Source organism: Enterobacter hormaechei ATCC 49162, assembly GCF_001875655.1.
GTDB classification, from domain to species: domain Bacteria; phylum Pseudomonadota; class Gammaproteobacteria; order Enterobacterales; family Enterobacteriaceae; genus Enterobacter; species Enterobacter hormaechei.
Genome location: NZ_MKEQ01000002.1, coordinates 698908 through 722641 on the forward strand (window position 1 = coordinate 698908; position 23734 = coordinate 722641).

A 23734-nucleotide genomic window follows, 5' to 3' on the forward strand; every position below is an offset into this window, starting at 1 on the left:
CTATTTTCTCACTCCTTATGTTTGTCATGGCCTGGGAAGGAGACGGAGAATGAAAGTTTGTGGCGCTCGTCGTGTTCGGGTATACTACTTTCCCGTCCTGGTTATTCCATCGTTTCACCCTAACTTCTCAGGTTCAGCATGACAACGAACTATATTTTTGTGACCGGCGGGGTCGTATCCTCTCTGGGTAAAGGCATTGCCGCAGCCTCCCTCGCAGCCATTCTTGAAGCCCGTGGCCTCAATGTGACCATGATGAAACTGGATCCGTACATCAACGTCGATCCTGGCACCATGAGCCCAACCCAACACGGGGAAGTGTTCGTTACTGAAGACGGCGCTGAAACCGATCTGGATCTTGGCCACTACGAGCGTTTCATTCGTACCAAAATGACCCGTCGTAACAACTTTACGACTGGCCGCATCTACTCTGACGTTCTGCGTAAAGAGCGCCGCGGTGACTATCTGGGCGCGACCGTGCAGGTTATCCCACACATCACTAACGCTATCAAAGAGCGTGTCCTTGCCGGTGGCGAAGGGCATGACGTTGTGCTGGTTGAAATCGGCGGTACCGTAGGGGATATCGAATCCCTGCCGTTCCTCGAAGCGATTCGTCAGCTGGCGGTAGATATTGGTCGTGAGCACGCGCTGTTCATGCACCTGACGCTGGTGCCTTACATGGCAGCCGCGGGTGAAGTGAAAACCAAACCGACTCAGCACTCTGTTAAAGAGCTGCTCTCTATCGGTATTCAGCCAGACATCCTGGTTTGCCGTTCCGATCGCGCCATTCCGGCGAACGAACGTGCGAAAATTGCATTGTTCTGTAACGTGCCTGAAAAAGCCGTTATTTCAATGAAAGATGTCGATTCCATTTATAAAATCCCGGGCCTGTTGAAATCACAGGGTCTGGACGATTATATTTGTAAACGATTCAGCTTGAACTGTCCGGAAGCTAACCTGTCTGAATGGGAACAGGTGATCTACGAAGAAGCCAATCCGGGCGGCGAGGTGACTATCGGTATGGTCGGCAAGTACATCGAACTGCCGGATGCCTATAAGTCAGTTATCGAAGCGCTGAAACACGGTGGTCTGAAGAATCGCGTCTCCGTCAACATCAAGCTGATTGATTCGCAGGATGTTGAAACGCGCGGCGTCGAAATTCTCAAAGATCTGGATGCGATTCTCATTCCTGGCGGCTTCGGCTACCGTGGTGTTGAAGGCAAGATCGCCACTGCACGCTATGCGCGTGAAAACAATATTCCATACCTCGGCATCTGCCTGGGTATGCAGGTTGCGCTGATTGAATTTGCGCGCAACGTAGCGGGAATGGAAAACGCGAACTCTACGGAATTTGTGCCAGACTGTAAGTACCCTGTCGTGGCGCTGATTACGGAATGGCGCGACGAAGACGGTAACGTCGAAGTCCGTACCGAGAAGAGCGATCTGGGTGGCACCATGCGTCTTGGCGCACAGGCCTGCCAGCTGTCCGACGATAGCGTGGTTCGCAAGCTGTACGGCGAGCCGGTCATTACCGAGCGCCATCGTCACCGCTATGAAGTCAACAACATGTTGTTGAAACAAATTGAAGCTGCGGGTCTGCGTGTTGCGGGCCGTTCTGGGGATGATCAGTTAGTCGAGATCATCGAAGTGCCTAACCATCCGTGGTTCGTGGCCTGCCAATTCCACCCGGAATTTACTTCAACGCCGCGTGACGGACATCCGCTGTTTGCAGGCTTCGTGAAAGCCGCCAGCGAGTACCAGAAGCGTCAGGCGAAGTAAAAAAAGTTAGAACGGCAACGCGTACCTTTGGTACGCGTTGTTTGTCTGGAGTTTTAGTTTAACTTGTACTGAGGAAAATCTAATGTCCAAAATCGTTAAAGTCATCGGTCGTGAAATCATCGACTCCCGTGGTAACCCGACCGTTGAAGCTGAAGTTCATCTGGAAGGTGGTTTCGTCGGTATGGCAGCGGCTCCATCAGGTGCTTCTACGGGTTCCCGCGAAGCGCTGGAACTGCGTGATGGCGACAAATCCCGTTTCATGGGCAAAGGCGTACTGAAAGCGGTTGGCGCTGTGAACGGTCCTATTGCTCAGGCTATCGTTGGCAAAGATGCTAAAGATCAGGCTGGCATCGACAAGATCATGATCGATCTGGACGGTACTGAAAACAAATCTAACTTCGGTGCGAACGCAATCCTGGCGGTTTCCCTGGCGAACGCCAAAGCAGCAGCGGCTGCTAAAGGTATGCCACTGTTCGAGCACATCGCTGAACTGAACGGCACCCCAGGCAAATACTCCATGCCTGTACCAATGATGAACATCATCAACGGTGGTGAGCACGCAGACAACAACGTTGATATTCAGGAATTCATGATTCAGCCAGTTGGCGCGAAAACCCTGAAAGAAGCGGTTCGTATGGGTTCTGAAGTGTTCCACAACCTGGCTAAAGTTCTGAAAGCTAAAGGTATGAACACCGCTGTTGGTGACGAAGGTGGCTACGCGCCAAACCTGGGTTCTAACGCAGAAGCACTGGCTGTTATCGCTGAAGCGGTTAAAGCAGCAGGCTACGAGCTGGGCAAAGACATCACCCTGGCGATGGACTGTGCAGCATCTGAATTCTACAAAGACGGTAAATACGTTCTGGCTGGCGAAGGCAACAAAGCGTTCACCTCTGAAGAGTTCACCCACTTCCTGGAAGACCTGACCAAACAGTACCCAATCGTTTCTATCGAAGACGGTCTGGACGAGTCTGACTGGGATGGTTTCGCATACCAGACCAAAGTACTGGGCGACAAAATCCAGCTGGTTGGTGACGATCTGTTCGTAACCAACACCAAGATCCTGAAAGAAGGCATCGAGAAAGGCATCGTTAACTCCATCCTGATCAAATTCAACCAGATCGGTTCTCTGACCGAAACGCTGGCTGCGATCAAAATGGCGAAAGACGCTGGCTACACCGCTGTTATCTCTCACCGTTCTGGCGAAACTGAAGACGCTACCATCGCTGACCTGGCGGTGGGTACTGCTGCTGGCCAGATCAAAACCGGTTCTATGAGCCGTTCTGACCGTGTTGCTAAATACAACCAGCTGATTCGTATCGAAGAAGCGCTGGGTGAAAAAGCACCATACAATGGTCGTAAAGAGATCAAAGGCCAGGCATAAGCCTGAACCTTCGTTCTGATGAAAAAACCCGCTTCGGCGGGTTTTTTATTTTCTAAAGCAGAAGCGGCAGCGTGGCGCTTGCCGTTTGCTGGCTGACGTCACCGTAATGGCTGTCTATTGCAATAAGGGAAGTGGTTAGCAGTTCAACCAGCAGCATCACGCCAACCTTGGCATTGAGCGCACCCGCGCTCAGCGGTCCCTCGGGCTTGGCTGCAACCAGCTGTAAATCGCTCAGGGAGGCCAGCGGGCTGCGTGGCGTATTGCTGAGCGCCAGTACCTTAACGCCGCGCTTGCGGGCGAGTTTCACCACGTGAAGCAGATCCCGTGTCGAGCCAGAGCTTGAGATAGCCACGACCAGCGTCTCTTTCGAGAGCGTCGTCGCATTCATGGCGGCACGATGCATATCGCTAAATAGCTGTGCAGGTTTGCCGAGTCGCAGCAGCTTGTAATGCAAATACTCCCCCAGAATCGCGCTGGCCGCCACCCCGTAAATTTGCACTGACTGCGCCTGATGCAGGGCCAGTGTCGCCTGTTCAAGCTGGGCGCGGTCGAGGAGTTTAGCGGTATCTTGCAGCGCCTGGACAGACTCATCCACCACGTTATCTATCGCATCTCCTGCCTGACGCTCTGGCAAACCCTGCTGAATATCCAGCGCAAGCGCCATTTTAAATTCGTTATATCCCTTACAGCCCAGCGTGCGGCAAAGGCGTGTGACGCTGGCCTCGCTGGTGTGGCTTTCACGCGCCAGCTCGGTGATCGTCAGGTAGAGCACCCTGCCAGGATCGTTGAGGACAAACTCCCCCAGTTTTTGTTGCGTTGGGCTGTACCCGGAAGCCTCCTGGCGTAGCTTCAGCAGCAGGTTTTCATGGTCCGACATGCTAGATCCTTAATGCGTTTCTCTGCCAGCTAGTGTGGCGGAAAGCGGGGGAGAGATGCCAGTCATTTCGAAAAAGTATGATCGGCGTCCTGGTTATTGGTGATAATTTTCACAAATAAAATTATTTGTGATAAAAATTTTCATCAACAACCAGGGGGATAAAAAAATGATGCAAATGTTCAGCGGAGCGTCTTCCGGCGGATGGTTTGAAAAAGCCCAGCGCTTTGGCAAATCCTTTATGTTACCCATCGCCATACTGCCCGCAGCAGGTCTGTTGCTGGGGATCGGCGGGGCACTATCGAATCCGAATACGCTTACCGCGTATCCATTTTTAAATGTTGGCTGGTTACAGGCCATCTTTACCATCATGAGCAGTGCAGGCTCGATTGTGTTTGCAAACCTGTCGGTACTGTTTGCCGTTGGGGTCGCCGTTGGGCTGGCAAAAAATGATAAAGGCACGGCAGGGCTGGCGGCGTTACTCGCTTATCTGGTGATGAATGCCACTATCAATGCGCTACTGATCCTGACCGGAAAGCTGGCGCATGAGAACCCGGGCGCTGTCGGGCAGGGCATGACGCTGGGTATTCAGACGCTTGAAACGGGCGTGTTTGGTGGAGTCGTTATTGGGCTGGTGACCTGCGCACTGCATCATCGGTTTAATAAAATTGCGCTGCCACAATTCCTGGGCTTCTTTGGCGGTTCACGCTTTGTTCCCATTATCAGCTCGCTGGCGGCGATACTTGTCGGCGCGCTGATGACCGTAGTCTGGCCGCATTTTCAGAAGCTGATTTTTGGCCTGGGCGGGCTGGTGGATGCCACAGGCTATCTGGGTACGTTGCTGTACGGCTTCATCCTGCGCATGCTTGGCCCGTTTGGTCTGCACCACATCTTCTATCTTCCGTTCTGGACCACCGCGCTTGGCGGCAGTGAAATTGTCAACGGTCACCTGGTTGAGGGCACGCAGCGGATCTTCTTCGCCCAGCTCGCCGACCCGAACACGCAGCATTTCTATGAGGGCACGTCACGCTTCATGTCCGGGCGCTTTATTACGATGATGTTTGGCCTGCTGGGCGCCTGCCTTGCGATGTACCACACGGCCAGGCCGGAGAACAAGAAGCGCGTCGCCGGGCTGCTGCTTTCTGCGGCGTTAACCTCTTTCCTGACCGGCATTACTGAGCCTGTCGAGTTCTCATTCCTGTTTATTGCCCCGGTGCTGTACGTCATTCATGCGCTGTTTGACGGGCTGGCGTTCATGCTCGCGCACATTCTGAACATCACCATCGGACAAACCTTCTCCGGCGGGTTTATTGATTTCGTGCTGTTCGGCATTTTGCAGGGGGAGGCGAAAACTCACTGGATGTTCGTCCCGCTGGTGGGCGTACCGTGGTTCTTCCTTTACTACTGTACTTTCCGCTATCTGATTAAACGTTTTGATTTTGCCACGCCGGGCCGTGAAAAGGAGGCGGTGGCTGACGAGGCTACCCTGGCGCAAAGCGAGCGCGCCGCGGCGGTGATCGCCGGGCTGGGAGGAAAAGACAATCTGGATGACGTTGACTGCTGCGCCACGCGCCTTCGCGTCACGGTGAAAGACGGTAGCAAAGTCAATGAATCTGCACTGAAAGCGACCGGTGCGCGCGGCGTTATCGTCCGCGGCAACGGTGTCCAGGTCATCTATGGCCCGCACGTCACCATTATCAAAAACGAAGTGGAAGAGATCTTATCGTAATGAAAACTGTACTGGATAACCTGAAAGGAAAACTGGTTGTCTCCTGCCAGGCGCTGGAAAACGAACCGCTGCACAGCCCGTTTATTATGTCGCGAATGGCGCTGGCGGCGGCCCAGGGCGGTGCCGCCGCGATCCGCGCCAATAGCGTGGTGGATATCGAGGCCATCAAAGGGCAGGTCTCACTGCCGGTAATCGGCATCATCAAACGGGACTACCCGGATAGCGAGGTGTTTATCACCGCGACGCTTAAAGAAGTGGATGAGCTGATGGCGGTCGCCCCGGACATCGTTGCGCTGGATGCGACCGCCCGAAAACGTCCCGGCGGCGGATCGCTGGCAACACTGATCGCGCAGATCCGCGCCCGTTACCCTTCGCTACTGCTGATGGCGGATATTGCCACCGTGCAGGAGGCCGTGACCGCACAGGCGCTGGGGTTTGATTGCGTCGGAACCACGCTTTACGGTTATACAGCGGAGACCGCGGGCCATTCGTTACCGGAAAATGACTGCGCGTTTTTGAAAGAGGTGCTGTCCGCCGTCACGATCCCCGTGATTGCCGAAGGCAACGTGGATACGCCTGAACGCGCGGCAAGGTGTCTGGCGCTGGGGGCGCATACGGTTGTTGTCGGCGGGGCGATCACCCGACCGCAGCAAATTACGCAACGGTTTATGGCGGCAATTGGCGCGCAAAGCACCGATGGAGCATGATCATCTGACGGGGATCTGCGATACTTATCGTTTATCCCCTTAACAGAGTTGACTATGCAGTACCCGATTAACGAGATGTTCCAGACCCTGCAAGGCGAGGGTTACTTTACCGGCGTTCCCGCTATCTTTATTCGTCTACAGGGATGCCCGGTTGGCTGCGCCTGGTGTGATACAAAACATACGTGGGATAAGCTCGCAGATCGGGAAGTGTCGCTGTTCAGCATTCTGGCGAAAACCAAAGAGAGCGATAAATGGGGCGCGGGCAGCGCGGAAGATCTGCTTGCCATTATTGGTCGTCAGGGCTGGACGGCGCGGCACGTGGTGATCACCGGCGGGGAACCCTGCATTCACGATCTGATGCCGCTCACCGAACTGCTTGAAAAGAACGGCTATAGCTGTCAGATCGAAACCAGCGGTACTCATGAAGTGCGCTGCTCACATTCAACATGGGTAACGGTTTCACCAAAAGTGAATATGCGCGGCGGTTATGACGTGCTGTCGCAGGCGCTTGAGCGTGCTGATGAGATCAAACATCCGGTGGGGCGCGTGCGTGACATCGAAGCGCTGGACGAACTGCTGGCGACGCTGACGGACGAAAAGCAGCGCGTGATCGCCCTACAGCCTATCAGCCAGAAAGACGATGCGACCCGTCTGTGCATTGAAACCTGTATCGCCCGCAACTGGCGCCTGTCGATGCAGACGCACAAATATCTGAACATTGCCTGATGCTTTCGTGGCCCCGCTTATCGCGGGGCTTTTGTTTTTGGCAGTAAAGCCCAGGTCACGACTGCCGACCCAAGGCAAATCGCACTGTTGAAAAGTAAGGCATACTGCGCGGCACTGGCCGTTCCCATCGGCAGCCATAGCGCGTACAGCGATGCGGTGACCGCGATACCCATGGCGCCGCCCAGGGAACTGCCCATCTTATAGATCCCTGAAGCCACTCCCACTTTGTTTTCAGGTGCGTTCATTACCGCCGTGTCCGTTGACGGGGTAGCGTAGCATCCGAGTCCCAGCCCGAATAAAATATTGCTGAGAAAAACGGTAACGATGTAGACCTCTTTGCTTAAAAAGGTACATGAAATCAGCGTGATTCCTGTTGCGGTCAGCAGCGGGCCGGTCATCATCGGCAGCCTTGCGCCATAGCGCTGAAGCAGTTTTTCACCCACCCGGATCATCGCCAGTACGGTAACCAGATACCCCAGGGTCATCATGCCGGTCTGTAGCGGTGACAGATGATGGCCTTGCTGCAACCAGATGCTGGCGATCATCATGGTGCCAATGCAGCCGTTGAGCAGGAAATTTGAGAATACCGAGGCGCTGTAGGCCCGGTTTTTAAACAGGGCAAAATCAATCAACGCCGCATCGCCTTTCCGTCGCCCGGTCATGACAAAGCACATCAGTGCAATCACGGCTCCACACAGTACCAGAAGCGATAAGCTACTGCTCCAGCCCCAGCTGTGTCCTTTGCTGATAAACAGATTGAACAGCACCAGCATAAGAACAAAACTCACCAGGCCGCTGATATCCAGTTTGTGCCGACACGCATCAGGGCTGCGGCTTTCTGGCGTGGCGCGGATAAGCAATAGCGCGGCCAGAGCCACCACCATCGACAAAACAAAAATCCAGCGCCAGCCCAGCGTGGTGGCAATGGCGCCTCCTACAAACGAGCTAAGGCCACTTCCACCCCATGAACCGATAACCCAGAAACTGATTGCGCGTTGGCGTGCTTTACCTTCATACCAGGTCTTAATCAGCGCCAGCGTAGCGGGCATGATGCAGGCCGCCGATAGCCCCTGTATCGCTCTTCCCAACAGAAACAGGACGGGCTCCCATGAAATGAACAGCAGACCGCTCCCAATAATGCTCAGGATCAGACCAATCATGGTCAGGCGCATACGCCCAAACTTATCGGCAAACCCACCGCAGGCAACGACAAAGCAGCCGCTGAATAACGCGCTCAGGCTGACGGCCAGCGTAAGGGTTTCGAGGGCAATATCGAGGCTATTCTGCATGGCCGGAACCACGTTGATAACCGACTGGGCAAACAGCCAGAATGTCAGAACGCTCATGACGATACCCGCCAGCAGCCGATCGTTACCGGCGTAGGCGGATGCGCCTGTCAGGGAAACGGTACTCATAGTGCAGCCCTCCCGGGAAGGTGCGAATCAGCGCAGATAGTGTTCGGTCAGTGCGGCCCACAGCGCCGCGCCGTTGAGGAGAAGAGTGTCGTTAAAGTCGTAACCCGGGTTATGTACCATGCAGCGGTCAGGCTCATCGCCGGCGCCAAGGGTGAAATAGCATCCATTTGGGTTTTTCTCGAGCATGAAAGCAAAGTCTTCGCTGCCCATAAACGCATTCACCTCCGCCACGGCATCCTGACCGAACAGATCGATGGCGACGTTGCGCACCATCTCATTGGCTTGCGGATTGTTTTTCAGCACCGGGCTGCCGTTAATGTGACGGATGGTGGCCGTCGCATTGAAGCTTTCCGCCTGTGCAACGGCGATATCATGGATGCGCTGTAGCACGGTTTGCCGCACGTTTTCATCCAGCGTGCGCACGGTAAGTTTCATCAATACTTTGTCGTTGATAATGTTGGGGGCATGTCCAGCCTGAATGCTGCCTACGGTAACGACGGCAGGCTGAAAAGGGGTGATATTGCGCGAAACAATGGACTGCAAAGCGAGAGTGATATGGCAGGCAACCAGGGTGGCGTCAACGGTATGTTCTGGCACCGCACCGTGCCCCCCCACGCCGTTAACCTCGATATGAAGAGTGTCGGAAGAGGCCATCATGGCGCCATCGCGCAGACCAATTTTTCCGACGGGTTGTGACGGCATATTGTGCAGGCCAAAAATGTGGTCGCAGGGGAACAGGTCAAACAAACCGTCCTCGAGCATCACGCGTCCGCCATACAGAAGTTCTTCCGCGGGCTGAAAAATCAGGTGTAGCGTGCCGTTAAAATTGCGGGTGCGTGCCAGGTATTCCGCAGCGTACAGGAGCATGGTGGTATGACCGTCATGACCGCAGCCGTGGAATTTACCCTCGACGGTACTGCTCCACGCCTTGCCGTTGTTTTCCTGCATTGGCAGCGCATCCATATCGGCGCGCAGGCCCAGGCGCTTATCCCCGTTACCCACCTTCAGCGTGCCGACCACACCGGTTTTCGCCAGCCCGCGATGGACCTCATATCCCCATTCCTGGAGCAGCGCCGCAACGCGATCGCTGGTGTTGTGCTCCTCAAAACCAATTTCTGGATGCTGATGAAAATAGCGACGTAATTCAGTGAACTGTGCTTCGTTGCCACGCAGGGCTTCGAGAACTGGATGTGTCATTTTTGTTATCCTTTTCATGCCAAACAGTGATAATTTCGAGTCTATGACGATCGTACCGCCTGAAAATGCACTTTTTTGTTGTAAATCGACGGCTTTGTTTTGATTGTTTTTCATACAATTCCGTTATGACAAAAAAGAGCAGGTCATTATTTGTCTTTGGTGAGGGGTAAGATGGCGCAACGGGGAGATGAATTTTGGATAGAGATTCAGGACATTCGCCACTGCGTGGAGGATGAAGGCGATACGCTAACGTTGCTCTGGGTGCTGGAAGGGCGGGGAGAGCTGAACACCGATGTGGGACGTGACATCCTGGAGGCCAATTCCCTTGCCATCATAAACCGTCATCGGCGCTGGCAGTTCACGAGCGAAACGGCAAATGTCACCCTGCGCGTCACCCTTTCCGGGCGCTGGGTCGTCCAGCTCTGCAATGATTTTTTTGCCCATGATTATGCTGTACCGGCAGAAGCCGGAGGCGTCTGGCCCCAATGCGATGCGCTTCGCGATCTGCTGCGCCAGCTTCTTGTGGTCACCCTCATCAACGACCCGCACCGCTACCGGCTGGAGGCGTACCGCGGGTTGAGCGAGATTTTGCTGTTGCTCACCAGCCGCTTTCAACAGCCCGCCCGTATGCTGTCCCGGGAGCTTTCCTCCGCGCACAGCAAACGCATCGCCCGGGTGATAGAGCGGATCAATGCCAGTTATTCCCGCCGTATTACGCTTGCGGAAATTGCCGCGAGTGAATATGTCTCTGAAGCCTGGCTCTCACGTCTCTTTCGAAAGGAGGTGGGGATCAGTTTCATGCAGTACATCACTCACCTGCGGCTGGAAAAGGCGGCCGACGCTCTACGGCTGACGAATCGACCGCTGCACCAGATTGCGCTTGAGCAGGGTTTCGCCAGCACCCGCATGATGAGCGACCAGTTCAGGCGTGTTCACAATATGTCTCCGGGTGAGTTTCGTAAGACCCGACGCCAGCACCCGGAGGCCGCACGTGTTCGGACGGACAGGCGTGAGCAGCGCTTCCCGGTCGCCGTGGATAAGCTGTTTAGCCTGCTCAATGAACCGGTGGCGCGCGGCTGGGGCGCCTCGCCGCTCATCGTTCACCCGCAGCAGGAGCAGAAACTGGATCTTGAGCAGCTTAATCCTCTCTCTTCCTCGCTGCGCCGTATGCGGGTGGTCATTACCCTGCGTGAGCTAGACGATTTGCTGCGCGAGGACGTTCGTCATCATCTGGAGGCGATAAACGAGGCCATTCCCATTGAGGGAATTGATATCGCCGAGCCTTTTCTCAGCAGTCGACTGTTTGCCGCCGGGTGGGATGATCCGCAGATGGCAGGCTACGCCTGCTGGTACAATCTGCATCAGCTTTTCACCTGGCTGGCAAAAAAGCAGTGGACGGTGCTACTGCACACCGGCGTAACGACCCGCCGCGATCTTCTTACCCGCTTTTTACAACAGTCAGTTAATCATTTTTCGCCAGAGATCACCGCTGGCTGGCACTTCGTCATGCACTGGTCAACACAGGCGAGTGAGGAGACCCGGGAGCAGGTCTGGCTGGCGCAGCAAAAGGCAATACGAACTTATCTTCCGCAGGCAAAGTTTGGTTTATGGCACCGATTCGCCCCCGTCAGCGCCAGCGTAAGCGAGGATACCCTGTTCAGTTCAGCCATCCTGATGCAGGCCGATTTTCTTGCCTGTTCTGCCGATGCCAATGAACTTCTCGATCCCGCGCAGATGGAGGCAACTCCTCTCTCCTCAACGGAAAATTATCCGATAATGAAGGTCCGCCAGATCCTCGCTGCCCTTCGCCTGCGTAAATGTTCGCTTCCCGTCTGGCTTCTCTCCTGGAATACCCTCACCGGGAACACACGGGCGACAAACGGCTGGTTTTTTCGTGGGGCGCTACTGATGCAGAATCTGCTCGGGCTTTCGGAGCAGGTCTGGCTGGCGGGGTTCTGGCTCAATTCGGGCCTTCAGGGAGAAGCCCGTGCGAACAACACCATCGATACCTCAAGCCTTGCGCTACAGTATAACCATGGTCTTCCGCGTCCGGTTTATTGGGTGCTCTGGCTCTGGCAACGTCTGCGGGGCGAGGTGCTGGTCAATGATAAGCGTGTCCTGCTTACGCGCCATCTCAATGGCTACCAGTTGTTGCTGCGCAATGTGGTGGTTTTTAATCCGCTCCTTTCCAGTGAAGAAGCATTCATCCAGCGTTTTCGCCAGCAGTATCATTTACACCTGAAGGGAATGCGCGGTAAATGGCGCATTAAATGCCATCTGTTTGATCAGCACAACGGCGCGCTCTATCCGTTGCTTGAAGGGGTCGGCAGCGAAAGCGGCCCTGATGAAGAGATGTGGCGCTGGATTGCGCATAAAGCGCGTCCAACGCTTTCCGTACGCGATGAACGCCTTTATGACGGCTGGCAACTGACTGAATCACTGGAGAGTAATGCGCTGGTGCTTTATGAGTTTACGCCGCTCGTGCCTCGTGAGGCCGAAACGGAGGAGATTCACTCCCCGCGGTAGACGCAGCCTGCCGTACAGGTCTCTTTGATCATCACCGCGCTCAGCAGCGGCACAAGCGGTTTCATCTGATCCCAAATCCATTTCGCCAGCACTTCGCTGGTCGGGTTTTCAAGGCCCGGAATATCATTCAGATAGTAGTGATCGAGACGATCGTAGGTCGGCTTAAACGCGGCCTTCAGTTCGGCAAAGTCCATGATCCAGCCCGTATGGGGATCGACTTCACCGGTGATTTCAAGACGCACCATAAACGAGTGTCCATGCAGGCGGCCACATTTGTGCCCGGCAGGAACGTGTGGAAGGTGGTGTGCGGCTTCGAAGGTGAAATCTTTAAACAGTGTGGTGGACATCATAGCTCTCAGGAATGCGGAAAAAACCGCCGCATAGTACCGGAAAGCACAATTTTTATCATTAACTAAAACGGCTCTGAACGGTCACCGCCCCGTATTCATAGTGTTTATCGGCTTTTGTTGTTTTATTTCAAAAGCTTATTTAATCGTTTTTATCGTTAAGAACGATAACTAAAACAGGTTAGTCCATTTGGTTATTTATTATTTCCATCCCTTCTTTAATTGTTATTATCCCCGCCGTTAACCTTATCTTCAGTTTGGATTTATTCGCTTAAAGTCCGCTTTGCTACTGGAACATAACGACGCATGACAACACAGGCCCCACCTTCAAATTTGCTTCCCCTGAACCCGGAGCAACTGGCGCGCCTACAGGCCGCGACTTCCGATTTTTCACCCACCCAGCTTGCCTGGGTCTCCGGCTATTTCTGGGGAATGCTGAACCAGCAGCCGGGTGCTGTGGCTGGCGCATCGCCAACGGCCGTTGAGATTCCTGCCATTACGCTTATCTCCGCTTCGCAAACGGGTAATGCCCGGCGTGTGGCCGAAGCGCTGCGTGATGACCTGCTCGCCGCGAAGCTGAACGTTAACCTGGTCAACGCCGGGGATTATAAATTCAAACAGATCGCGTCAGAAAAACTGCTGGTGGTGGTGGCGTCCACGCAGGGGGAAGGTGAGCCTGCGGAAGAAGCCGTCGCGCTGCATAAATTCCTGTTCTCGAAAAAAGCGCCAAAGCTGGAGGGCACCGCCTTTGCCGTGTTCGGCCTCGGTGATACGTCCTATGAATTTTTCTGCCAGTCCGGTAAAGACTTCGACAGCAAGCTGGCGGAGCTGGGCGCGGAGCGTCTGCTGGATCGCGTGGACGCTGACGTGGAATACCAGGCTGCCGCCGCCGAATGGCGGGCACGTATCGTTGAGGTGCTGAAAGCCCGCGTCCCGAAAGAGACGCCAGCGCAGGCCGCCGTTACCGCAGCGGGCACCGTCAATGAAATCCACACCAGCCCTTACACGAAAGAGGCGCCGCTGACGGCGAGCCTGTCGGTAAACCAGAAAATCACGGGCCGTGATTCGGAAAAAGACGTACGCCATATCGAAATCGATCTCGGTGACTCCGGCCTGCGTTACCAGCCTGGCGATGCGCTCGGCGTCTGGTATCAGAACGATCCGGCGCTGGTGAAAGAGCTGGTCGAGCTGCTGTGGCTGAAAGGCACCGAGCCGGTCCAGGTGGAAGGCAAAACGCTGCCGCTTTCTGAAGCGCTCCAGTGGCATTTCGAACTGACGGTGAACACCGCCAACATCGTTGAAAACTACGCCACCTTAACGCGCAGCGAATCCCTCCTGCCGCTGGTGGGGGATAAGGCAAAGTTACAGCATTACGCCGCGACGACGCCGATTGTCGATATGGTGCGTTTCTCTCCGGCACAGCTGGATGCCGATGCGCTGATCGGCCTGCTGCGTCCGCTGACGCCGCGCCTGTACTCCATCGCCTCCTCACAGGCGGAAGTGGAAAGCGAAGTCCACATTACCGTGGGCGTGGTGCGTTACGACATCGAAGGCCGCGCCCGCGCGGGTGGGGCGTCGAGCTTCCTGGCGGATCGCGTGGAGGAAGAAGGCGAAGTGCGCGTCTTTATCGAGCACAACGACAACTTCCGCCTGCCGGCGAACCCGGAAACACCGGTGATCATGATTGGTCCGGGCACCGGCATTGCGCCGTTCCGCGCCTTTATGCAGCAGCGCGCGGCAGACGATGCGCCGGGTAAAAACTGGCTGTTCTTCGGCAACCCGCACTTTACCGAGGATTTCCTCTACCAGGTGGAGTGGCAGCGCTACGTCAAAGAGGGCGTGCTGACCCGCATCGATCTGGCCTGGTCCCGCGATCAGAAAGAAAAAGTGTACGTACAAGACAAACTGCGCGAACAGGGCGCAGAGCTGTGGCGCTGGATCAATGACGGTGCCCACATTTATGTCTGCGGCGACGCCAATCGCATGGCGAAAGACGTTGAGCAGGCACTGCTGGAAGTGATTGCCGAGTTCGGCGGTATGGATGCCGAAACGGCGGATGAATTTTTAAGTGAGCTGCGCGTTGAGCGCCGTTATCAGCGAGATGTCTACTAATGAGCGAAAAACATCCTGGCCCACTGGTGGTCGAAGGTAAACTGACAGACGCCGAGCGCATGAAGCTGGAAAGCAACTATTTGCGTGGCACCATTGCTGAAGATCTGAATGACGGTCTCACCGGCGGTTTCAAAGGCGACAACTTCCTGCTGATCCGTTTCCACGGTATGTACCAGCAGGACGACCGCGATATTCGCGCCGAGCGAGCCGAACAGAAGCTGGAGCCGCGTCATGCGATGCTGCTGCGCTGCCGTCTGCCGGGTGGCATCATCACCACGACGCAGTGGCAGGCGATCGACAAGTTTGCCCATGACAACACGATTTACGGCAGCATTCGTCTGACTAACCGTCAGACCTTCCAGTTCCACGGCATTCTGAAGAAGAACGTCAAGCCAGTGCACCAGATGCTGCACTCGGTGGGTCTGGACGCGCTGGCAACCGCCAACGACATGAACCGTAACGTGCTCTGCACCTCGAACCCGTATGAGTCCGAGCTGCACGCGGAAGCGTATGAGTGGGCGAAGAAGATCTCCGAGCACCTGCTGCCGCGCACCCGCGCCTATGCGGAGATCTGGCTCGATCAGGAGAAAGTCGCCACTACCGACGAAGAGCCGATCCTCGGCCAGACCTACCTGCCGCGTAAGTTCAAAACCACGGTGGTGATCCCGCCGCAGAACGATATCGACCTGCACGCTAACGACATGAACTTCGTGGCGATTGCCGAAAATGGCAAGCTGGTCGGCTTTAACCTGCTGGTGGGCGGCGGTTTGTCCATCGAGCACGGTAACAAGAAAACCTACGCCCGCACCGCGAGCGAGTTCGGCTTCCTGCCTCTGGAGCACACGCTGGCCGTGGCTGAGGCGGTGGTTACTACCCAGCGCGACTGGGGCAACCGTACCGACCGTAAAAACGCGAAAACCAAATACACCCTGGAGCGCGTGGGCGTTGAGACGTTTAAAGAAGAAGTGGAGCGTCGCGCGGGGATCAAGTTTGAGCCGATCCGCCCTTACGAGTTCACCGGTCGCGGCGATCGCATTGGCTGGGTGAAAGGCATCGACAATAACTGGCACCTGACGCTGTTTATTGAAAACGGTCGTATTCTGGATTATCCGGGCCGCCCGCTGAAAACCGGTCTGCTGGAAATTGCGAAGATCCACAAAGGTGAGTTCCGTATAACCGCCAACCAGAACCTGATCGTCGCCAGCGTGCCGGAAAGCGATAAGGCAAGAATTGAAGAGCTGGCGCGCGAACACGGGTTGATGGATGCGGTCAAACCGCAGCGTGAAAACTCGATGGCCTGCGTGTCGTTCCCGACCTGCCCGCTGGCGATGGCCGAAGCCGAGCGTTTCCTGCCTTCATTTACGGACAAAGTGGAAGCGATTCTGGAAAAACACGGTATTCCGGACGAGCATATTGTTATGCGCGTGACGGGCTGCCCGAACGGCTGTGGCCGCGCGATGCTGGCCGAACTCGGTCTGGTTGGGAAAGCGCCGGGGCGCTACAACCTGCACCTGGGGGGGAACCGTATCGGGACGCGCATTCCGCGTATGTTCCGCGAGAACATCACCGAGCCGGAAATTCTCGATTCCCTCGACGTGCTTATCGGGCGTTGGGCGAAAGAGCGCGAAGTGGGTGAAGGTTTCGGCGACTTTACGGTACGTGCGGGCATCATTCGCCCGGTGCTCGATCCCGCAAGGGATTTCTGGGAATAACCACGAGAGGTAATTATGTCCGTACTCGATCTTAATGCCCTGAATGACCTGCCAAAAGTCGAACGCATTCTGGCCCTGGCAGAAACCAATGCCCAACTGGAAAAGCTCGACGCCGAAGGGCGCGTGGCGTGGGCGCTGGAAAACCTGCCGGGAGACTATGTGCTCTCGTCCAGCTTTGGTATTCAGGCGGCGGTCAGCCTGCATCTGGTGAATCAGATCCGTCCGGACATTCCGGTGATCCTCACCGATACCGGCTACCTGTTCCCGGAAACCTACCAGTTTATTGACGAGCTGACGGACAAGCTCGGGCTGAACCTGAAAGTCTACCGGGCAACGGAGAGCGCGGCCTGGCAGGAGGCACGTTACGGCAAGCTGTGGGAGCAGGGCGTTGAGGGCATTGAGAAATACAATGCGATCAACAAGGTCGAGCCGATGAACCGGGCGCTGAAAGAGCTGAACGCCCAGACCTGGTTTGCCGGTCTGCGCCGCGAGCAGTCGGGCAGCCGCGCCAAGCTACCGGTGCTGGCGGTGCAGCGCGGTGTGTTCAAAGTGCTGCCGATCATCGACTGGGATAACCGGACGGTGTACCAGTACCTGCAAAAACACGGCCTGAAGTACCATCCGCTGTGGGATCAGGGCTATCTGTCAGTGGGGGATACCCACACCACGCGCAAATGGGAACCGGGAATGGCGGAAGAAGAGACGCGATTCTTTGGGCTGAAGCGCGAGTGCGGATTGCACGAAGGGTAATGTTTTTTCGCCCGGTGGCGCTGCGCTTACCGGGCCTACAACGGCACGAAACGTAGGCCCGGTAAGGCGTAGCCGCCACCGGGCTTAACGACCTCAGGCTTTCCCCGCTTTCGCCAGCTCCTTCACCAGCGGCAGCATCACTTTCACGACATCCCGGCTGCGGTGCTCAATCCGCTGCGGCAGCGCTTTATCAATGTGCTGCTGATTATCCAGCCGCACATTATGCCAGCTGGTTCCGTCCGGGAACGCTTTCGATTTGCTGCGCTGTTGATAGCCATCTTTTTTGCCCAGCGTCCAGTTCGTCGCCTCGACGTACAGCACCGGAATGCCCGCCTTATCAAACACTTCACCGTCATTACAGCAGCCTGTGCCTTTTGGATAATCCGGGTTACCGCCCGGATTTGTCGCGGCATAGACGCCATGCGTACGGGCAAGCGCCAGCGCGCGGTCGCGGGTGAGTTTACGTACGCTGCTCGGTGTGCTCTGTCCGCTATTAAAATAGAGCTTATCTCCCACGATCAGATTATCGAGGTTGATCACCAGCAACGTATTTTTCTTCTCCTCAGCGCTCATGCGTTTAAGGAGATTCTCAGCGCCGAGTTTTCCTTCTTCTTCGCCGCTGGTCGCGACAAAGCGAATGCTGTATTTCGTGGGAATATTTTTCAGGCGTTCGGCCAGCTCAAGCATCACGCCCAGCCCCGCCGCATTGTCATCCAGCCCCTGAAGCGTCAGCCCGCCGAGGTTATTATCGACATCGGCGTCGCTCATCGGCGTGTAGGTATCAAGGTGCGCCATAATAATAATTTGCTCGGCCGCCTTTCCTTCGTGCGCCGCAATAACCGTGCTGCCGGTTATGTTATGCCAGTTCTGCGTTTTATTGCGTGAGGTATAGATGTAGCGGCTATGGAAAGCGCGAATGTCACTCTTATAGCCCATATCCGCAAACTGCTGACGAATATAGTCTGCCGAGAGCATCTCGGCTGGGGTTCCGGTCATGCGGCCCGGAAAGACCGTAGCAATATGCCGCGCCTGCATACTGGCTATTTCGCCGTAAGTTTGATTTTTTGCCTGAGCCGGAAGGATAAAGCAAACGCCGAGCGCCAGGGCAACGAATCGGTGGCGCATTGCGGAAAACATAGGGAGTCCTTAAAAACAGAGCAAAATTTTAACCCGCATAGTATGAAACTGTGATCGGGTAGACACAATTTGAATTGCTCTTAAATGCCCGAAATTTCGCGTGTTAAGCACTTTTTGATATTTGCTTTTCCACGGCGTTATTCCATTGAGTAACTACTCATTCCAATTCGTAATTTCATTCGATCTAAGCCGCCCCCTATAGTCCCTTTATTCCTTGTTGTTAGCGAGTTGTTGCCTGTGGACTATCTCCCCCTTTTTGCCGCCTTAAAAGACCGACCGGTACTGGTTGTCGGGACGGGTGAAATTGCCGATCGCAAAATCGCGTTCCTGCAACGCGCCGGGGCGCAGGTGCAGGCTGTTCCAGAGGCGGATTTTGAAGAGTCACAGATCGACAACGTGGTGCTGGTGATTGCGGCAACTGAAGATCGGGCGCTCAACCGCCGCATCTCCGGGGCAGCCCAGGCCCGTCACCGTCTGGTGAACGTGGTAGACGACCAGCCGCTGTGTTCATTTATCTTCCCGTCGATTGTCGACCGCTCGCCGCTGCTGGTGGCGATCTCCTCCGGCGGCACCGCCCCGGTGCTGGCGCGCGTGCTGAGAGAAAAAATCGAAGCGCTGCTGCCGACCAGCCTCGGACGCATGGCGGAGAAGGCCAGCTACTGGCGCAACCATCTGAAAACGCGTCTGACCAGCGTGACGGAACGTCGTCGCTTCTGGGAGCGTGTGTTTCGGGGCCGCTTTGCCAGCCTGATGCAGGCCGGTAACGAGACGGCGGCGCAAAAAATTCTCGAAGACGAACTGGATAACCCCGGCAGTACGAGCGGGGAGATCATTCTCGTTGGCGCCGGGCCGGGCGACGCCGGGCTGCTGACGCTGCGTGGCCTACAGGTGCTTCAGGATGCGGACGTGGTGTTCTACGACCACCTGGTGACCGACGGTATCCGCGAGCTGATCCGCCGTGACGCGGAGCAGATCTGCGTCGGCAAACGTGCCGGTGAGCACTCCGTGCCGCAGCACGATACCAACCAGATGCTGATTGCCGCCGCGAAAGCGGGCAAGACCGTGGTGCGCCTGAAAGGGGGCGACCCGTTTATTTTCGGTCGCGGTGGCGAAGAGTTGCAGGCGGCAGCCGAAGCGGGCGTCCCGTTCCAGGTGGTTCCTGGCATTACGGCGGCGTCTGCCGTCACGGCCTACGCCGGTATTCCGCTGACCCATCGCGATTTTGCCCAGAGCGTGACCTTTGTGACCGGCCACTATAAAGCCGACAGCACGCCGTTTGACTGGTCGCATCTCGCCCAGAGCCGACAAACGCTGGCGATTTATATGGGCACGATGAAAGCGGCGGATATCAGCGAACAGCTTATTCAGCACGGTCGCGATGCAACGACGCCGGTCGCGGTGATCTCCCGCGGGACACGCGTCGATCAGCATGTCGCCATCGGCACCTTACAAGACCTTGCAACCCTGGCGAAAGACGCCCCGATGCCCGCCCTGATCGTGGTGGGAGAAGTGGTGCAGCTGCACAGCACGCTCGCCTGGTTCCAACACACAACCGACACAGAAGGCTTCGGCGCCTCTGTTATAAATTTGGCTTAAGGAACGGTTATGGACCAAAAACGACTTACTCACCTGCGGCAGCTCGAAGCGGAAAGTATCCACATTATCCGCGAAGTGGCCGCCGAGTTTTCTAACCCGGTGATGATGTACTCCATCGGTAAAGATTCCAGCGTCATGCTGCACCTGGCGCGTAAAGCGTTTTATCCGGGTACGCTGCCGTTCCCGCTGCTGCATGTGGATACCGGCTGGAAATTCCGCGAGATGTACGAATTCCGCGACCGTACCGCCAAAGCCTACGGCTGCGAGCTGCTGGTGCATAAAAACCCGGAAGGGGTGGCGATGGGCATCAACCCGTTCGTGCACGGCAGCGCCAAACACACCGACATCATGAAAACCGAAGGGCTGAAGCAGGCGCTGAATAAATACGGTTTTGATGCGGCCTTCGGTGGCGCGCGCCGTGACGAGGAGAAATCCCGTGCGAAAGAGCGTATCTACTCCTTCCGCGACCGCTTCCACCGCTGGGACCCGAAAAACCAGCGTCCGGAGCTGTGGCACAACTACAACGGCCAGATTAACAAGGGCGAAAGCATTCGCGTCTTCCCGCTCTCTAACTGGACCGAGCTGGATATCTGGCAGTACATCTATCTGGAAAATATTGAGATCGTTCCGCTGTATCTGGCGGCAGAGCGCCCGGTGCTGGAGCGCGACGGCATGCTGATGATGATCGACGACGATCGCATTGATTTACAGCCGGGCGAAGTGATCAAAAAACAGATGGTCCGTTTCCGTACTCTCGGCTGCTGGCCGTTGACCGGCGCGGTGGAATCCAGTGCGCAGACGCTGCCGGAGATCATCGAGGAGATGCTGGTGTCGACCACCAGTGAGCGACAGGGCCGCGTGATTGACCGCGACCAGGCAGGCTCCATGGAGCTGAAGAAACGTCAGGGTTATTTCTAAGGAGCCGCCATGAATACGACTATTGCCCAACAAATTGCCGATGAAGGCGGCGTAGAAGCTTATCTGCACGCCCAACAGTACAAAAGTCTGCTGCGTTTCCTGACCTGCGGCAGCGTGGATGACGGGAAAAGCACCCTGATTGGTCGTCTGCTGCACGACACGCGCCAGATTTATGAAGATCAGCTCTCTTCCCTCCACAACGACAGTAAACGCCACGGCACCCAGGGCGAAAAACTCGACCTGGCGCTGCTGGTGGACGGCTTGCAGGCGGAGCGTGAGCAGGGCATCACCATTGATGTCGCCTATCGCTACTTCTCCACCGAGAAGCGCAAGTTTATTATCGCCGACACCCCGGGGCACGAGCAGTACACCCGTAACATGGCGACCGGCGCGTCCACCTGTGACCTGGCCATCCTGCTGATCGACGCCCGTAAAGGTGTGCTGGATCAGACTCGACGTCACAGCTTTATCTCTACGCTACTGGGGATCAAACACCTGGTGGTGGCGGTGAACAAAATGGATCTGGTGGACTACAGCGAAGCGCGATTCGACGAGATCCGCCAGAGCTACCTGACCTTTGCTGAACAGCTGCCGGGCAACCTCGATATTCGCTTCGTGCCGCTGTCGGCGCTGGAAGGGGATAACGTCGCCTCTCAGAGCGCGAACATGCCGTGGTACAGCGGTCCAACGCTGCTGGAAGTGCTGGAAACCGTTGAAATTCAGCGCGTGGTCGATACTCAACCGATGCGCTTCCCGGTGCAGTACGTGAACCGTCCGAACCTCGATTTCCGCGGCTTCTCAGGCACCCTTGCCTCCGGCGCGGTGAAGGTGGGCCAGCGCGTGAAGGTGCTGCCGTCCGGTGTGGAATCGGCCATTGCCCGTATCGTCACCTTTGATGGCGATCTGGACGAAGCCGGGGCGGGTGAAGCGGTAACCCTGGTACTGAAAGACGAAATTGATATCAGCCGCGGCGACCTGCTGGTCGACGCGCAGGAGACGCTGGCGGCGGTGCAGGGCGCGTCCGTGGACGTGGTATGGATGGCGGAACAGCCGCTCACCGCAGGCCAGAGCTACGACATCAAAATTGCGGGCAAGAAAACCCGCGCCCGCGTGGACGGCATTCAGTTCCAGGTGGACATTAACAACCTGACCCACCGTGACGTGAGCGAGCTGCCGCTGAACGGTATTGGCCTGGTGGATCTGACCTTCGACGAGCCGCTGGTGCTGGATCCGTATCAGCAGAACCCGGTAACCGGCGGGCTGATCTTTATCGACCGCCTGACCAACGTCACCGTCGGTGCTGGCATGGTGCGCGAGCCTAACGCACAGGCGAGCGTGACGTCTGAGTTCAGCGCCTTCGAGCTGGAGCTGAACGCGCTGGTGCGTAAGCACTTCCCGCACTGGGGCGCTCGCGATCTGCTGGGAGGCAAGTGATGGCCGCCCATGATGAGAACGTCGTCTGGCATCCTCATCCGGTCACCGTCGCCCAGCGCGAACAGCTCCACGGTCACCGTGGGGTTGTACTGTGGTTTACCGGGCTGTCTGGCTCCGGTAAATCCACGGTGGCAGGCGCACTGGAAGAGGCGCTGCATCAGCAGGGGGTGAGCACCTACCTGTTGGACGGCGACAACGTGCGTCACGGTCTGTGCAGCGATTTGGGGTTCAGCGACGACGACCGCAAAGAGAACATTCGTCGGGTGGGCGAAGTCGCCAGCCTGATGGCGGATGCCGGGCTGGTGGTGCTGACGGCGTTTATCTCCCCGCACCGCGCCGAGCGTCAGATGGTGCGCGAGCGCGTGGGCCAGGATCGCTTTATTGAAGTGTTTGTGGATACGCCGCTGGCAATCTGCGAAGCGCGCGATCCGAAAGGGCTGTACAAAAAAGCCCGCGCGGGAGAGCTGCGAAACTTCACCGGCATCGACTCGGTTTACGAAGCGCCTGAATCCCCTGAGATTCATCTGGAGGGTCAACAATTGGTAACAAATTTAGTAAGCCAATTATTAGACCTGCTGAGACGGGACGATATTATCAGATCCTGAGACGGTATCGTTCGGGACCTGTCTTCCCGAGCGATGAGTCACGGTCACAGGATTAGCTATGCGCAACAGTGAAAACTACATGATTACCACCGGGTCGGAACCGTTAACGACCGACGACGAGACGACCTGGTCCTTCCCTGGGGCGATTGTCGGCTTCGTGTCGTGGTTACTGGCGCTGGGTATCCCGTTTTTGATCTACGGGGGTAACACCCTCTTTTTCTTCCTCTACACCTGGCCTTTCTTCCTGGCGCTGATGCCCGTTGCGGTGGTTGTGGGCGTGGCGCTGCACTCCCTTTTCAACGGCAAGCTCCTGTATAGTACGCTCATCACTATTGCCACCGTGGTGGTCATCTTTGGCCTGCTGTTTTTATGGTTGATGGGCTAACTTGCGGCATAATTAAAACCCCGCAGTAGAGTCCAGCGGAAAGTTATGGGATGATGATGCCGTTTTTTCAGGGGGCAGGATGGGTAAACTAACGCTGCTGTTGCTGGCTTTGCTGGTCTGGCTGCAATATTCGCTGTGGTTCGGCAAAAACGGACTACACGACTACAGCCGGGTGAGCGATGACGTCGCGGCACAGCAGGCGACAAACGCCAAACTTAAAGCGCGTAACGATCAACTTTTTGCTGAAATTGATGACCTCAATGGCGGCCAGGAGGCGATTGAGGAGCGCGCACGCAATGAACTCAGTATGACTAAGCCGGGCGAAACGTTTTATCGTCTGGTACCGGATGCGTCTAAACGCAATCAGGGCTCCGCACAAAACAATCGATAATCAGGCCCAGGATTAC

Annotated in this window: 20 protein-coding genes; 15 read left to right on the plus strand and 5 right to left on the minus strand. The window is 56.2% G+C overall.

What is annotated here, in order from left to right:
• Positions 1 to 138 precede the first annotated feature (138 nt).
• Both pyrG and eno read left to right on the plus strand, forming a co-directional pair.
• The gene (gene pyrG, locus BH712_RS22445) at positions 139 to 1776 is read left to right on the plus strand and encodes a glutamine hydrolyzing CTP synthase (protein WP_003862718.1); all 1638 of its coding nucleotides are present in this window, start codon (positions 139 to 141) and stop codon (positions 1774 to 1776) included.
• 82 nt (positions 1777 to 1858) lie between these two features.
• Complete coding sequence (gene eno / locus BH712_RS22450) at positions 1859 to 3157, plus strand: phosphopyruvate hydratase (RefSeq protein ID WP_006811784.1); 1299 nt, start codon at positions 1859 to 1861, stop codon at positions 3155 to 3157.
• A 52-nt stretch (positions 3158 to 3209) separates the two neighbouring features.
• Here the strand turns inward: eno and BH712_RS22455 are convergent, their stop codons facing one another.
• A complete protein-coding gene (locus BH712_RS22455) occupies positions 3210 to 4034 on the minus strand; it encodes a MurR/RpiR family transcriptional regulator (protein WP_006811783.1) in 825 nt (274 codons plus the stop codon).
• A 166-nt stretch (positions 4035 to 4200) separates the two neighbouring features.
• Between BH712_RS22455 and BH712_RS22460 the strand changes: the two genes are divergently transcribed.
• The 3 genes from BH712_RS22460 to queE are packed head-to-tail and all read left to right on the plus strand — an operon-like array spanning position 4201 to position 7193.
• Positions 4201 to 5760, plus strand: coding sequence for a maltose/glucose-specific PTS transporter subunit IIC (locus BH712_RS22460; protein WP_032674140.1), 1560 nt, complete (start codon positions 4201 to 4203; stop codon positions 5758 to 5760).
• On the plus strand, positions 5760 to 6467 hold the full coding sequence (locus BH712_RS22465; protein WP_006811781.1) for an N-acetylmannosamine-6-phosphate 2-epimerase: 708 nt from the start codon (positions 5760 to 5762) through the stop codon (positions 6465 to 6467). The genes BH712_RS22460 and BH712_RS22465 overlap by 1 nt, the downstream gene beginning before the upstream one ends.
• A gap of 54 nt (positions 6468 to 6521) precedes the next feature.
• Positions 6522 to 7193 carry a 7-carboxy-7-deazaguanine synthase QueE gene (gene queE / locus BH712_RS22470; RefSeq protein ID WP_006811780.1) on the plus strand — a complete coding sequence of 224 codons (672 nt, stop codon included), beginning with the start codon at positions 6522 to 6524 and terminating at the stop codon, positions 7191 to 7193.
• A gap of 17 nt (positions 7194 to 7210) precedes the next feature.
• Here queE and BH712_RS22475 read toward each other — a convergent pair whose 3' ends face one another.
• A complete protein-coding gene (locus tag BH712_RS22475; protein WP_006811779.1) occupies positions 7211 to 8608 on the minus strand; it encodes an MFS transporter in 1398 nt (465 codons plus the stop codon).
• Positions 8609 to 8635: 27 nt separating this feature from the next.
• On the minus strand, positions 8636 to 9805 hold the full coding sequence (locus tag BH712_RS22480; protein WP_032674026.1) for a M20 aminoacylase family protein: 1170 nt from the start codon (positions 9803 to 9805) through the stop codon (positions 8636 to 8638).
• A 171-nt stretch (positions 9806 to 9976) separates the two neighbouring features.
• Here BH712_RS22480 and BH712_RS22485 point away from each other — a divergent pair, with 171 nt between their 5' ends.
• A complete protein-coding gene (locus BH712_RS22485) occupies positions 9977 to 12331 on the plus strand; it encodes a helix-turn-helix domain-containing protein (RefSeq protein ID WP_006811777.1) in 2355 nt (784 codons plus the stop codon).
• Here BH712_RS22485 and queD read toward each other — a convergent pair.
• Positions 12316 to 12681, minus strand: a complete 366-nt coding sequence (gene queD, locus BH712_RS22490; RefSeq protein WP_006811776.1) for a 6-carboxytetrahydropterin synthase QueD — start codon at positions 12679 to 12681, stop codon at positions 12316 to 12318. The two genes, BH712_RS22485 and queD, sit on opposite strands and share 16 nt — an antisense overlap.
• 303 nt (positions 12682 to 12984) lie before the next feature.
• Here queD and cysJ point away from each other — a divergent pair, with 303 nt between their 5' ends.
• The 3 genes from cysJ to cysH are packed head-to-tail and all read left to right on the plus strand — an operon-like array spanning position 12985 to position 17252.
• The gene (cysJ, locus tag BH712_RS22495; protein ID WP_006811775.1) at positions 12985 to 14790 is read left to right on the plus strand and encodes an NADPH-dependent assimilatory sulfite reductase flavoprotein subunit; all 1806 of its coding nucleotides are present in this window, start codon (positions 12985 to 12987) and stop codon (positions 14788 to 14790) included.
• Complete coding sequence (gene cysI, locus BH712_RS22500; RefSeq protein ID WP_006811774.1) at positions 14790 to 16502, plus strand: assimilatory sulfite reductase (NADPH) hemoprotein subunit; 1713 nt, start codon at positions 14790 to 14792, stop codon at positions 16500 to 16502. Before cysJ ends, cysI begins: the two co-directional genes overlap by 1 nt.
• A gap of 15 nt (positions 16503 to 16517) precedes the next feature.
• The gene (cysH, locus tag BH712_RS22505; protein WP_006811773.1) at positions 16518 to 17252 is read left to right on the plus strand and encodes a phosphoadenosine phosphosulfate reductase; all 735 of its coding nucleotides are present in this window, start codon (positions 16518 to 16520) and stop codon (positions 17250 to 17252) included.
• A 93-nt stretch (positions 17253 to 17345) separates the two neighbouring features.
• On the opposite strand, the gene BH712_RS22510 is transcribed toward cysH, so the two are convergent.
• Positions 17346 to 18389, minus strand: a complete 1044-nt coding sequence (locus BH712_RS22510) for an aminopeptidase (RefSeq protein ID WP_006811772.1) — start codon at positions 18387 to 18389, stop codon at positions 17346 to 17348.
• 237 nt (positions 18390 to 18626) lie between these two features.
• Between BH712_RS22510 and cysG the strand changes: the two genes are divergently transcribed.
• The 6 genes from cysG to ftsB all read left to right on the plus strand — a co-directional run bounded on the left by cysG (position 18627) and on the right by ftsB (position 23718).
• A complete protein-coding gene (gene cysG, locus BH712_RS22515; RefSeq protein WP_006811771.1) occupies positions 18627 to 19985 on the plus strand; it encodes a siroheme synthase CysG in 1359 nt (452 codons plus the stop codon).
• 9 nt (positions 19986 to 19994) lie between these two features.
• Complete coding sequence (gene cysD, locus BH712_RS22520; protein ID WP_006811770.1) at positions 19995 to 20903, plus strand: sulfate adenylyltransferase subunit CysD; 909 nt, start codon at positions 19995 to 19997, stop codon at positions 20901 to 20903.
• A 9-nt stretch (positions 20904 to 20912) separates the two neighbouring features.
• Positions 20913 to 22337 carry a sulfate adenylyltransferase subunit CysN gene (gene cysN, locus BH712_RS22525; protein ID WP_006811769.1) on the plus strand — a complete coding sequence of 475 codons (1425 nt, stop codon included), beginning with the start codon at positions 20913 to 20915 and terminating at the stop codon, positions 22335 to 22337.
• Positions 22337 to 22942 carry an adenylyl-sulfate kinase gene (gene cysC / locus BH712_RS22530; RefSeq protein ID WP_006811768.1) on the plus strand — a complete coding sequence of 202 codons (606 nt, stop codon included), beginning with the start codon at positions 22337 to 22339 and terminating at the stop codon, positions 22940 to 22942. Before cysN ends, cysC begins: the two co-directional genes overlap by 1 nt.
• A 58-nt stretch (positions 22943 to 23000) precedes the next feature.
• Positions 23001 to 23327, plus strand: a complete 327-nt coding sequence (locus tag BH712_RS22535) for a DUF3561 family protein (RefSeq protein WP_006811767.1) — start codon at positions 23001 to 23003, stop codon at positions 23325 to 23327.
• A gap of 79 nt (positions 23328 to 23406) precedes the next feature.
• The gene (ftsB, locus tag BH712_RS22540) at positions 23407 to 23718 is read left to right on the plus strand and encodes a cell division protein FtsB (protein WP_003862095.1); all 312 of its coding nucleotides are present in this window, start codon (positions 23407 to 23409) and stop codon (positions 23716 to 23718) included.
• The last annotated feature ends 16 nt before the right edge of the window (positions 23719 to 23734 follow it).